Annotated in this window: 9 protein-coding genes; 5 read left to right on the top strand and 4 right to left on the bottom strand. The window is 44.0% G+C overall.

Annotated features, from left to right (window positions below):
- Positions 1-28 precede the first annotated feature (28 nt).
- Positions 29-1,276 (top strand): retropepsin-like aspartic protease, encoded by a 1,248-nt coding sequence (locus AC07M6_RS17415; protein WP_494891592.1) that lies wholly within the window; start codon positions 29-31, stop codon positions 1,274-1,276.
- 36 nt (positions 1,277-1,312) lie between these two features.
- Here AC07M6_RS17415 and AC07M6_RS17410 read toward each other — a convergent pair whose 3' ends face one another.
- Positions 1,313-1,585: a hypothetical protein gene (locus tag AC07M6_RS17410; RefSeq protein ID WP_494891590.1), complete on the bottom strand. Its 273-nt coding sequence runs from the start codon at positions 1,583-1,585 to the stop codon at positions 1,313-1,315.
- A 385-nt stretch (positions 1,586-1,970) separates the two neighbouring features.
- On the opposite strand from AC07M6_RS17410, the gene AC07M6_RS17405 reads away from it, so the two are divergent.
- Positions 1,971-4,940, top strand: a complete 2,970-nt coding sequence (locus AC07M6_RS17405) for an outer membrane beta-barrel protein (RefSeq protein WP_494891588.1) — start codon at positions 1,971-1,973, stop codon at positions 4,938-4,940.
- A 131-nt stretch (positions 4,941-5,071) separates the two neighbouring features.
- On the opposite strand, the gene AC07M6_RS17400 is transcribed toward AC07M6_RS17405, so the two are convergent.
- The 3 genes from AC07M6_RS17400 to AC07M6_RS17390 are packed head-to-tail and all read right to left on the bottom strand — an operon-like array spanning position 5,072 to position 6,829.
- Positions 5,072-5,443: a response regulator gene (locus AC07M6_RS17400; RefSeq protein WP_494891586.1), complete on the bottom strand. Its 372-nt coding sequence runs from the start codon at positions 5,441-5,443 to the stop codon at positions 5,072-5,074.
- Between the two features lie 56 nt (positions 5,444-5,499).
- Positions 5,500-5,946, bottom strand: a complete 447-nt coding sequence (locus tag AC07M6_RS17395; RefSeq protein WP_494891584.1) for a DUF983 domain-containing protein — start codon at positions 5,944-5,946, stop codon at positions 5,500-5,502.
- The gene (locus AC07M6_RS17390; protein WP_494891582.1) at positions 5,924-6,829 is read right to left on the bottom strand and encodes a helix-turn-helix domain-containing protein; all 906 of its coding nucleotides are present in this window, start codon (positions 6,827-6,829) and stop codon (positions 5,924-5,926) included. Before AC07M6_RS17390 ends, AC07M6_RS17395 begins: the two co-directional genes overlap by 23 nt.
- Positions 6,830-7,189: 360 nt before the next feature.
- On the opposite strand from AC07M6_RS17390, the gene AC07M6_RS17385 reads away from it, so the two are divergent.
- From AC07M6_RS17385 to AC07M6_RS17375, 3 genes are read left to right on the top strand one after another with little or no spacing between them, the layout of a single operon-like run.
- Positions 7,190-9,664, top strand: a complete 2,475-nt coding sequence (locus AC07M6_RS17385; RefSeq protein ID WP_494891581.1) for a T9SS type B sorting domain-containing protein — start codon at positions 7,190-7,192, stop codon at positions 9,662-9,664.
- A 5-nt stretch (positions 9,665-9,669) separates the two neighbouring features.
- Positions 9,670-10,650, top strand: a complete 981-nt coding sequence (locus tag AC07M6_RS17380; RefSeq protein ID WP_494891580.1) for a PorP/SprF family type IX secretion system membrane protein — start codon at positions 9,670-9,672, stop codon at positions 10,648-10,650.
- A 13-nt stretch (positions 10,651-10,663) separates the two neighbouring features.
- The gene (locus AC07M6_RS17375; RefSeq protein ID WP_494891579.1) at positions 10,664-12,754 is read left to right on the top strand and encodes an OmpA family protein; all 2,091 of its coding nucleotides are present in this window, start codon (positions 10,664-10,666) and stop codon (positions 12,752-12,754) included.
- The last annotated feature ends 109 nt before the right edge of the window (positions 12,755-12,863 follow it).

Here is a 12,863-nt window from a genome sequence, read left to right as displayed (position 1 = left end):
TAAATTTAATTAACAATTATAAACTGCTTTGCAAATTAATATAATTACCCGGAATATCCGCTACGGCTTCCTCAGGCTGCTTTTTATTACTCTTTTGGCTTTTCCTTTGGGGCTTAAATCACAGTCGTTTGATTTGCTGGGTAACAAAAAGCGCGTTAGTTTGCCGTTTCGCACGGTGCGTAATATGGTTATTGTGTCACTTAACATTAACGATAAAGGCCCTTTTAATTTTATTTTAGATACCGGCGTGGGCCTGATGCTGATCACCGACCCAACTATGGTTAACGCGATTAACCTCGAATCGAAACGTACGATAAAGATCTACGGCGTAAATGGCGAAAACTACGAGGCTTATATCACTCCCAATTTAAAAGTCGAATTACCAAATATCGTAAGTACAGGTGTATCGGCTGCTATACTAAAGGAAGATCATTTCGGCCTTTCAAACTATGCAGGCATGCCCATTCACGGCTTGCTGGGTTACGAGTTTTTTAGCAACCTGGCAGTTAGGTTTAATTTTTACGATAGCACCTTAACCGTTTCCAAACCGCAGTACGTGCGCTTGTTGCGCAAGGGCATTAAAATACCGCTTATTTTGGAAGACCACAAACCCTACCTGGAAACCAGCATTAAAATGGCCGATGGTAAAATACATAAAAGTAAATTACTGGTAGATTTGGGCGCAGGCCACCCCATATCGTTAGAGAATATGCTGAAAGATCAGGGCCTGCCGCAAAATTTTATAGCTGCCAACCTGGGCATGGGGCTTACCGGGCCAATTAAAGGATATATTAGCCGGGTAAGCGAAATTGACCTGGGGAAGTATAAATTAAAAGATGTAATTACGGCCTTCCCCGATCTGGAATATCTTAAAAAAGAGATGCCCGTAGTGCAGCGCGACGGCAGTATAGGCGTAGGGGTATTAAAACGCTTTACCGTGATCATAGATTATGCCAATGGCGCTATGTATCTAAAGAAAGGTATGGGTTATGGCGACCCTTTTGAGCATGACATGACCGGAATGGAATATTATTTTGACGGACAGGATTATGGCCACTTAATTGTTGGGCGCATCGAGCCCGGTTCGGCAGCGGATAATGTGGGGTTGCAAAAGGATGACGAGATCGTTTCTATCAACTTTAAAAACATTGATAAGCTAACCATTGAGCAAATAGACGGCCTGTTCCGCTCGCGTGATGGGCGCAATTTATTGCTGGAGGTTTTTCGCGGTAAGGAATATTCAAAAGTTATACTTACACTAAAAAAGCGCATATAGTTTTCCCAAAAAACCATTCTGAAAAAGTAACGCTCCCTATTTCAACTGACTGATATTATCAAAGAAAGCGGTTTGCAGATCGAGCAGAGATCTCACCTTCATTTTTTCGCCATAGGTGTCAAAGCACAGGAACTGTGATTTTTCCGGATGGTCCTTTTGTTCCCGTTCAAAAAAATTAAAGGTTTCAAAAAAATAATGATTGGTTGTTATCTTGCTTTTACGGTCAACCTGCGAGGCGTTCAGCCTGAAGCCTATGCGATCGATCCAATTATGGATCTTTGAATGTAGCGATGCACGAATGTTGCCCATGGTTTATGTGTTTTATAAATTGGTTAATGTTTATAATTTCAACGAAAATTTTAAAACATTGTTTAGATTACGGCCATTTCATAGCGCCTAACTTATAAACAATCGTCAATAAAAAATGTGGATAACTCCCCTCGCTCAGGTTGCTAACTTTCAGGATTGCCCTGTTTTGGCCTAACGCGATCTATCCGGATAAATTAACTACACGCTAAATATCGGCCGTGCATTTGTATATTATTTTCATTACAAAATGGGTATTTTACGCTTTTTAAGTGATAATATGTAACAATGCTATGAATATTAAATATTTGATGTAAAGAAATTGAACTTTTGCAGTCTGATGCTGTATTACTATATAATACACGGCCATCGGGCAATTTATTTTTTTATGAAACGTATACTTTTACTTCTTTCTTTCTTTTTAATGCTTGGCGGTTTAGCACAGGCGCAAAGCACACACAGTATTAGCGGTACCATTATCGATACCACTAAACAAACTGTTATTGGCGCCAGCGTTAAAATAAAAACCGATGTGGGCGACAGCACCATGCGTATCACCGGGGTCGACGGCAAATTTGCGTTTGCCAATATTAAAGCCGGTAAAATAACCCTTACCATTACATCTATTGGGTACGAGGGGATAATTAAGCATTTTACATTTGCCAATGATGGTAAACCGCTTGATGTAGGTACAATCATACTAAAAACCAGCTCTAAAATGCTTGGTGGCGTAACTATTGTAGGTATAACACCGGTTACTTTAAAAGAAGATACTACGCAATACAGCGCGGCTGCTTATAAAGTACGCGATAACGCGCCGGTTGAAGACCTGGTGAAAAAATTACCGGGTGTGGATGTGGATAAAGATGGAAATATATCTACCAAAGGGAAACAGGTTACCAAAATACGGATCAATGGTAAAGATGTTTTTGGAGGCGATGTGCAAAGTATTACCAAAAACCTGCCTGCAGATGTGGTAGAGAATATACAAATGATTGATGATTACGGCGATCAGGCCAACTTAACCGGCGTTAAAACCGGCGACCCGAACCAGATCATGAACATTACTATCCGCAAGGATAAAAATTATGGCTACTCGGCCAATTTAACCGGTGGCGGTGGTAAGGATGCCTTGCCTAAACCACAAACAAATGATACACGCTATGTAGGCCTTATCAACTCGTTTAAGTTTAAAGGCGATCAGCAGCTATACCTGTTGGGTAACTTTAACAACGTTAACGCAAACACGTTCTCGTTCGGCGGCACCGGTGGTGGTGGCGGAGGAGGTGGTGGCGGTAACGGCGGCTTTGGCGGCGGCGGCGGTGGTGGCCGTGGCAATGCTGCCCGTGGCGCCGGCAGTACTAATGTACCAAACGGCATAACCGATGTGCATACAGCCGGTTTAAACTATCGCGATCAGTGGGGGGCAAAACTGTCTGTATATGGTAGTTATAGCTTTGCTGATAATACTACAAATACATTTAGCACATCAAAACAAACGCCTATTGGTACAACAAACTCGCGCATCAATAACTCATCAAGTAACGAGAAGGATGTTAACACCAACCATCGCTTTACCTGGAACATGGAGTATAAGCCCGATACGGTCAACTACCTAAAGTTTACACCAACTTATTCGTATTCGGGAGTTAAAACAAACTATAGTGACTCGCAAGAACAAATCTATGCAAACTCGCCGGCCAATAATAAAAAATATACATCAACAGCTATTAGCAATTCAACATCGCCAAACTATGGTGTTAATATTTTATACAATCACCGCTTTAACGGGCACGGACGTAACTTTAGCGCGTTTATTACCGGCAGTTCAACACACAGCGACCAGGACCAGAACCCTATATATAAATACTTAGCAGGCACGCCTACAGCGCCTTTAAACCAGCTGATCAATACCGGCAGCAGGGTTAATAGTGTAAATACTAATTTATCATACCTTGAGCCTATTTCAAAACATGGTTACCTGGAATTGAATTATAACTTTAACTATTCGCATACAACCAGCGATAAAGAAACTGATACTTTACTTTATTCGGGCGGCGTACCTGTTAGCCCTCCTACTTACAACAAGTATGCTTTACTCAGCAATTCATATAACTATAACTTTATGACCAACCGCGTTGGTTTAAATTATCGTTTTGTTGAGCAAAAATATAACTACACCTTAGGTTTGGGTATACAGCCCGCCGTTTTAGACGGGTTTTCGCCAAGCACGGGCGCTTCAACCCATATCAGTACTGTTAATTTTGTACCTACTGCCAGATATATCTATAATTTTTCGCGCAGCCAGTCATTCAGTGCTAACTATAGCGGTAGCAGCAATCAGCCCAGTTTTAGCCAATTACAGCCGGTTACCGATTTTTCAAATGCATTATACCCGGTACAGGGTAATCCTAACTTAAAGCCCGAGTTTACCAATAGCACACAAATACGCTATAATCAGTTTAGTTTTGCTACCGGGGATGTATTGTTTTTAAACTTTAACTTTACGCAAACCGATCATAAAATTGTAACCAACTCGGTCATCTACCCGGCTGTTTACACGCCCGACACTAAACTGCAGGGTACTACATTATCGCAATACTTAAATGCAAACGGGTATTTTACAACGGGCGGTTTTTTCACTTACTCAAAACCATGGGATAACCGTAAGTTCACCGCATCGGTAGGGGGCCAGGTAAATTATACCAACAACATTGGTTATATTACTACTATTGCTCCAACTACATATGCATCTGTAACAGACAGGAACGTAGCCAAAACCACTAATCTGACACCAAATTTCCGCTTTAGGACCGATATTACTGATGTAATTGATGCGCAATTTTTAACCTCATACGCCATTAATAAAACCAACAATTCTATACAAAACAGCTTAACCAGCGCCAGCGCCGATGTAAGAGCATGGAATATTGGTATTAGTGGTAAAAACTACTTTTGGAAAAACTGGACATTAAGCTATGATTACACTAAGACCGTAAACTATGGTTATACCATTGGTGTTACCAATCCTAATATCCTGAATGTATATGTTGAGCGCAGGTTCCTGAAAAACAATATGGCAACCATCCGTTTAGCCGGTAACGATTTATTTAACCAACAAACAGGTTATTCGTTAGTTACATCGGGTACTTCATCAACCGAAACAAATACTAACAAACTTGGCCGTTATTTCTTGCTAACACTAAACATCCGCCTGCAAAAATTTGCAGGCAAAGCGCCAACCCAGGAGGGCCGTGGCGACAGGATGCCGGGCGACCGTGGTGGCCGTGGCGAAGGCGGCGGACGTGGTAATGGCGGCATGGGCGGTCCAGGCTTTGGCGGCCCGGGCGGCATGTAATACTATAGCCACATCGGTACACATAAAACAAAGAAAGCCCCAGTCAAATGACCGGGGCTTTCTTTGTTTTATACTATGGCCAGGCAGATGTATGCATGGGCACATTCACTCTCCTTTTTGGGGCGGCGGGCTTACTTTACTAATACCTTGTTGATCACTTTTTCCAGTTCATCCAAATCAAATGGTTTGGCCAGGTAGGTTTCGGCCCCCGCATGGTTGGCCAGCAATTGGATATCGCTGTTGGCCGAAAAATAAATAACCGGGATATGTTTAAGTTTTTCGATGTTTTTAAGCGTTTGCGTAGCTATAATACCCCCCGCATCTGGTATCCAGTTATCCATTAATATAACTGACGGATTTGCATCAGATACCCTTTCCGCAATATCATTACAATCGGTATATGTTATGACCTCCCAACCCTGCTGTACCAGTATATAGGAACAGATGGATAATATATCCTCATCATCATCAAAAATGATGATCTTTTTTTCAGCTGAGCTCATTTATAAAAGGTAGTAGTAGTTTCTCAAATATAAAGATATACTACAAACTATCTCCACTAATGTTTTGCCATATCAGTAATAATATTTTTTTGATGGCTTTTTAACCGGTTTGGATCGTAGTTTAACCCCGGCGTTAACCAATATAGCAAAATTACCCGGCTATACCTGAAGTTGAAGGGCGACAGGATAAAGGCCATGCCCAGCAATATCCCTACATAAAGCCACGGCTGCTCGCTTCCAGTTAATATATAAGTTGCTACTGCAAAAGTGACCAGTTGGGCCACATTCATGGCATAGCTCAGCAACATGGCCACATAAAAGTAACCTGGCTCAATTTCAAATGTAAAACCACATTCGGGGCAGGTTTTATGCATTTGCTGGCCGCCAAAACCGTACATGTTATTGGCAAACATATTACCCTGGCGGCATTTTGGGCATTTGGCGTGCAAGGCGGCTTTAAACGCGCCTGGTTCTGTTGTTTTATCTAAACTTAGTGTTTTCATAACCTGTTGGTGTTAATATTTTTTTTCTAAAATCTTCGGGGGTTAACCCGGTTTGTTTTTTAAAGAATTTGGTGAAGTAGGAATTATCGGTAAAGTTAAGCCGGTAAGCTATTTCGGTTATGTTAAGGTTAAAGTTGATGAGCAGGCGCTTGGCTTCCAGCACAATACGGTTGCGTATCAGTTCGCCGGCCGAAACGTTTAAAATATCACCACATATCGCGTTCAGGTGGTTTGGGGTAATGTGCAGCAGCCCGGCATAATCCCGGGGTAATTTAAGCCGGGTATAATGCTCATCTACCAGTTTTTTAAACTGTTTTATCAGGGCATAGCTGTAAGCTGTATTTTGATGGTGCTGGTTTTGGGTGCCAAGCCTGGCAATTGTAATAAATAATTGCAGCATCAGCGCCCGCACCATATCCGCTACCAGGTTATAATTATGCTGGCTTTCGCCGATGATCTGCTCCACCATATGCCTAATGCCCGGTTGCTGGCTGGCCGGTATATCAATTACCGAATCGGCGGCGTTTCCGCTAAAAAAAGCAAACTGATCAAGATAACCGGGGGTTAACAAAAATGAGTTAAAAAACGGTACCGAAAAATTGATCACATAACCATCTACAGGCCCTTTAAATGCCCAGCTATGCACCTGGCCCGGTATCATAAAATAAATTTGCCATGGCCTGACGGGGAACTGTTCAAAATCTATCGTGTGGTTACCACCGCCCTGTGTAAATAATACCATGTGATAAAAATTATGCTTATGGGCCAAATGCAGGTTTTTATGTACCTGCAAATAAGGCGCAAACCGGCTAATCTGGATATCTTCCTGCGTATACCCCGAAAGGGTACAGATATCATAAACCGGAAACTCATTTTTTACCATACACAAATGTACGGCCTTAGGTAATAGGTTTATGGTGTTTTTCGTGCACTTTGTGGTGTTTTTTACTTATTTTATTCATAAAATAAGGGCTTTCAAGCTTAACAAATGGTATATTAGTACAACACCTTGTTATATCGCCCACTCATCAATTGCAATGACTTATATAGAGGTATGTAATGATAAACAGCCGTCGGTTAACTTAAAAAATAAAATGTTTCATTGGGCGAACAAAATATTCGTTTTGTACGTAAAAACATAGTAGATAAATGAGGTATTACTTAGGTTTACAATTAAAAATTGTTCTTATAGTATACCATCGTTAAATTTTATAACTTCACTTTTAATTGTAAACCTATTCTTGTGAATTGTCTGACTAAAAATCGTTTTACAAACCGTATATGCCTTTTTTTACCCATTTTACTACTCTCCATACAAGCCGCTTTTGCCGAGGGAAGTAAGGAACTGAATGCCAATGGCGGAAGCAGGGCATTTCTGGTTTCGGGTACTACGGTAAGTGCCTCGTTTTCGTTCCCTACAAACGGAACCATGAAGGTTTATGTAAAAGCGGGTGAGACGCTTAACGTTGGTTCCAGCGCGCAGGGTATCGGGGCCGGCACCATCAACCTGCGGGCGCCAAACGGGGCTACATTTACCAGCGGCAATTCATCAACTATAGGTTTAATTGCCAACCGTACGCAGGAAGTTGCCGGCCCACTGCCAGCCGCAAGCGGCTATACCCCTTATACACACCTGGTAACCGCAACCGAAGAAGGTGTTTGGGAAGTAGATTTTATATCGCCAAATAATGGTCAGTTAGGCAGCGAAAACCCGGTTGCCATACCCGCCAACGCTAACTGGACACAGCCCACCGGGCAATATATTACCGCTTTTGATGTATCGGTACGTAATGTTGCCAATAACGCTTTTTTAGCGGGGCGCGTTTACACTAATATTTTTTCGGGGATCCTGGGTTCATTTGATGTGGGCTTTTACGGTATATTCCGGATCCTGACCAAGGATGGTTACCTGTATAGCCTGGATAATAACGGACAGGCAGGTAACGGTTTTTCCTTCTTTGTAAATAATAAAGGCTTTAGGCAGGCCGATGGCACGGCATCCTATAAAAGCATTAACACCTTAGCTAACCCCAATATACAGGATCCGCGGGTGGCCGATACCCAATCTGATATCACCTACAAAATATTTTTTACCAACCCCGCTGCCGATTTACCCGCTACGGCAAACACACCAGGCGGTACAACCTGGCTATTAAACTCCATAGCCGACCCGGCTTTAACCAATATAACCTTTACCGGCGCCGAAGGTACGCCTAACAAGGCAGGCACATCGCCATTGGGTGCAACCTTTGGGTTTATCGCTAATAAAAACGGCAATTACCTTGTTGCTATCGACGTTAATAAAAACGGTGTATTTACCGATGGTATCGACCGCAAAATAACCGGCGTTGTAGTATCGGGGCAAAATACGGTTGTATGGGATGGCCTTGATGGTGCCGGGAATAAGGTGCCGGCAGGTAATTATACCTCAAACCTAAACGCGGTACTGTATGGCGGCGAAGTGCATTTCCCGTTTTTTGATGTAGAGCGTAATGTGAATGGTATAAAATTAACCCGTAACAATGGTTTCCTCTCTCCCGATTTTACCGTGTACTGGGATGACAGCCCCGTTACTTTAACCGGTACGCCATCAAACCCGGTAACTAATCTTACCGGCTTAAACAGTCAGATCAACGGGCACAAATGGGGAACACCCGGTGCAAATCCGGTTGAGTTTGGCGATGAGAAAGGTTTGGATACCTGGGCTTATACAATAGCTACGCCAATTATAACTAATATAAATTTCCAGGTGCAGGAAGCAGATCTTGAAGTAACCAATATTACTTCCAACGCTGCTGGGGGTGGTTGCGTAGGCCAACCCGTCAGCTATTTATTTACTGTAAAAAATAATGGCCCTACTGGTGTTACCGGGGCTAAGTTCAACTTTGCATTCCCGTCTAACCTAACTAATGTAGTCGTATCCAGCGTAGCGTTGGGCACATCTGCCATCAGTGGCGAAACAACATCGGCATCGGCCTATACCGCAACGCTGGATATGGCCAACGGCGCTACCCGTACCTATACCATTACTGGCAAGGTAGCTGCCAGCCCCGGCGGTACGGTAACCGTAACGGCCAGCATATTGCGCACTACAGATGTAACCGACCCCGATGCCACCAACCCCGATTCGGCTCCCCCAACTGATGCCAATGCCGAATGTGATTCGACACCGTCGGGCACCGGCTGTAATAATATTAAAACCAATACATTTACCTTCCTACCCCTGCCCGATGCTGGCGCCGACCAAAGCATTTACCAGGACGATGTGGTAACCCTGACCGATACCAACCCGGGCGTATGGTCGCAATTAGGCAATACGCCATTAGCGGTTATTATAGCTACCCCTACTACTTTAAGCACTACGGTTAGCGGGTTTGCAGATATAGGCAAATATCAGTTTTTACGTACCAACTCTGCCGGGTGTACCGATACGGTTACCATTACGGTGGTGCCAAAAACATTAAATATACCTAACATTATTACACCCAATGGCGATGGACAGAATGATGCTTTCGTTATTCCGGATATTGCATCTTTCCCGGGCAGCCAACTGCTGATCTTTAACCGCTGGGGCAACGAAGTTTTCCGTTCGGACAGCTACAAGAACAACTGGACCGGCGAGGGCTTAACAGAAGGGACTTACTATTACGTGTTAAATAAAAAAGAGATATCGGGCAGTTTTACAACTTTTAAGGGTTGGGTGTTTTTAAAAAGATGAGGTAGATGAGAACAAGGGCGAGCAAATATTTATTACTGTTATTACTAAGCTTTGGTATAAAAGGCTATGCGCAGCAAGGCATACAATTTAGCCAGTATGCTTTTACAGGGCTAACCGTTAACCCCGCCTATGCCGGTTATAAGGAGGATGTAACCCTTAATATGGTAAGCCGCCTGCAATGGACCGGCATTAACGGCGCGCCAAAAACCGGCGCGGTATCTGTTGATGGCCTTACCGACGATGTTTATAAAAACATTGGTATGGGCCTGGTCATAACCGGCGATCAGCTGGGGCCGCAAACAACCGCATCGGCTTATTTTAATTATGCCTATCGTTTGCAGTTAGATGAGGAAGATACCCGCCGTTTGAGCTTTGGCATTGCCGTAGGCGCATCTCAGTATAGTATCGATCAAACAAAGTTTTATGCTACCGATGGCAGCGATCCGCTCCTCGGGACGGGTAACGAGAGCAAGATCTCTCCTGATTTTCGCTTCGGTGTTTTTTATAACTCACCTTCGTTTTATCTTGGGGTTTCGGCACTAAATTTATTGGCTGACGCCACTTTTAAAGACAATACTACCGTTATACGCGAGGCCCGCACGTTTTACCTCACAACCGGTTTTATGATGCCCATTAGCGAAGGACTGGATTGGAAACCATCCATCCTGGTAAAGGAAGATTTTAAAGGCCCTACCAATATAGATTTAACCACTAACTTTTTGCTGGGTAAAACCTTATGGCTGGGTGCATCATACCGTACCGGTGTAAAAACTTTTAACAAAAGCGCGCTGCAAACTAATGTAAGTCATTACGATGCTATTGCCGGCATTGTGCAGTTTTATGTAAACGAGCGTTTTAGGGTGGGTTATTCTTACGATTATAATATGAGCAAACTGGCTAACTACCAGAACGGCACACACGAGCTTTCCATCGGGATAAGTTTTAGCAGGCGGAAAGAACGGATATTAAGTCCGCGATATTTTTAACAGAATGGTGAACATGATCAGATATATACTCGGTTTTTTATTGGTAACGTTACTGTTTAAGCCCCTGCACGCGCAGGAGTTAACCAGCCGCCGTACCCAGGCCGACCGTTTATTTGACCGGGCCGAATATTTTAAAAGCCTGGACCTTTACCTGAAACTGGCCGATATTAATGCTGATGTAACGGTGATGGAACGCGTGGCCGATTGTTACCGCCTGATGAACAATTATGAACAAGCCGAAGAATGGTATGCCAGAGTGGTGAATTTGAAAGGCATCCATCCTATTGATGTTTATTACTATGCCGAGGTACTGCTGCGCAACAAAAAAATAGATAAGGCCAAAGAACAGTATCAGCACTATTTTGCCGCTAACGGGACGAAAGAACAGCAGGTTTTCAAACTGGCCGCCTGTGATTCGGCTGCTGCCTGGATGAAGCGGGAAGGTGATTATAAGGTGACCAACGAGAAAAAAATGAACACCACGTATTCTGACTGGGGGCCAGGTTATCTTACTAATACAGGTATCGTATTTACTTCCGATAGGTCTACCGGTGATTATAAAACAAATAAGGGTATTTACAACCGTACCGGGCGCGAGTGGCTGAAACTGTTTGTTTACGATTTAAAAAGCGGCAATACCAATGAGATGGCCCTGGATAATACCGGCCAGATTAACCTCAGTAAAGATTATCATACCGGCCCGATGGCCATTAATGCTACGGGTGATACCGCTTACATTACCGTCACCACCCGCTTAAGCAGGGGCAACCTGCCCGATGTAAGCACCCCGTTTGATCAGCATCTGTATATTCGTCGACTGGAACTGCTGATAGCTACTAAAAAGAGAGATAAATGGGACGATTTTAAACGCTTCCCCTATAATAATGTGAGCGCTTATTCGGTTGGCCATGCCGCGCTTTCAAAAAACGGCCAAATGCTCTATTTTACATCGGATATGCCGGGCGGCTTTGGTAAAACCGATATCTGGTACAGCGAAAAAACCGCCGATGGCAAATGGGGCATGCCCGTTAACTGCGGCAAAACCATTAATACCGCTGCCGATGAAGCATTCCCTACTATTGGCGGCGATGGCAAGCTCTATTTCGCGTCGCGCGGGTTGCCCGGTATGGGTGGTTATGATATTTTTTCGGCAAAAGGTTCGGGCGCGATCTGGAGCCCGCCTGTAAACCTGAAATTCCCGCTCAATTCAACCAGCGACGATTTTTGCTTTATCACCACCGATGGTAAAACCGGCTACCTGTCGTCCGACAGGCAGGGCGGCCAGGGCAACGACGATATTTATAGCTTTATATATACCGGTACAGACATCGCCGAAAAACCAGAAAACAGACCAGTCACCACCGTAGTGATGATGCCCCCCGTTAACCGGCCTGCATTAGCAAGCCCTAACCCTAACAACGCAGTCGCCCCGCCGCCTGCACCTGTAACGCCTGCAGCATTAGTTACGCTTGAGGGCGGGGTTTACGATAATACCACCAAACAAAGCCTCGATTCGGTAACGGTGATCTTAAAAAACTCCCATGGCCAGACCATAGGCGGCGATTTGGCGCTGACCCATAAAAAATTCTCCTTTAAAGTTACACCGGGCCAGGATTATACGATTGAGGCGCGTAAAAAGGGCTTTTATCCGGTAACACAGAAAGTCCCCGTAACCAACAGCCCGGTTACCAGCATCAGCACTAATTTACAAATGAATATGGAGCCGCTGGAGATTGGCAAAACCTTTATTATCCGTAATATTTATTACGATCTGAACCGCGCTAATATCCGCAAGGACGCTATAGAAGAGATGGACCGCTTAGTAACCTTAATGAAGGATAACCCTACGCTTAAAATAGAGTTATCATCGCATACCGATTCGCGCGGATCGGATTATTATAATATGTTATTATCCGATGCCCGGGCTGTATCGGCCGTGGCCTATATGAAACGGCATGGCATAGCCGCCGACAGGATGATTGCCAAAGGTTATGGCGAAACCCGTTTGCTAAATGAATGCGCCAACGGCGTACATTGCAGTGAAGAAGACCACCAGTTTAACCGCCGCACGGAGATTAAGATCATCGGCGGGACGTTTAAGTAATACGGCGTTATAATTGTCAAAATGGGGGTCATGCTGAGCCCGTCGAAGCATGGTGGGTAGGCCCTCGCACGCATGCTTCGACGGGCTCAGCATGACAGGCCGCTAACTA

This window comes from Mucilaginibacter sp. GW821-FHT07H05, assembly GCF_059418485.1.
This window is presented reverse-complemented; position numbering and strand designations above follow the sequence as displayed.

What these genes read in the sequence shown, in the direction of transcription:
- AC07M6_RS17405 (WP_494891588.1), top strand. Translation starts at nt 1,971, where the DNA reads ATGAAACGTATACTTTTACTTCTTTCTTTCTTTTTAATGCTTGGCGGT.
- AC07M6_RS17380 (WP_494891580.1), top strand. Translation starts at nt 9,670, where the DNA reads ATGAGAACAAGGGCGAGCAAATATTTATTACTGTTATTACTAAGCTTT.
- AC07M6_RS17375 (WP_494891579.1), top strand. Translation starts at nt 10,664, where the DNA reads ATGATCAGATATATACTCGGTTTTTTATTGGTAACGTTACTGTTTAAG.
- AC07M6_RS17410 (WP_494891590.1), bottom strand. Translation starts at nt 1,585, where the DNA reads ATGGGCAACATTCGTGCATCGCTACATTCAAAGATCCATAATTGGATC.
- AC07M6_RS17400 (WP_494891586.1), bottom strand. Translation starts at nt 5,443, where the DNA reads ATGAGCTCAGCTGAAAAAAAGATCATCATTTTTGATGATGATGAGGAT.
- AC07M6_RS17390 (WP_494891582.1), bottom strand. Translation starts at nt 6,829, where the DNA reads ATGGTAAAAAATGAGTTTCCGGTTTATGATATCTGTACCCTTTCGGGG.
- AC07M6_RS17395 (WP_494891584.1), bottom strand. Translation starts at nt 5,946, where the DNA reads ATGAAAACACTAAGTTTAGATAAAACAACAGAACCAGGCGCGTTTAAA.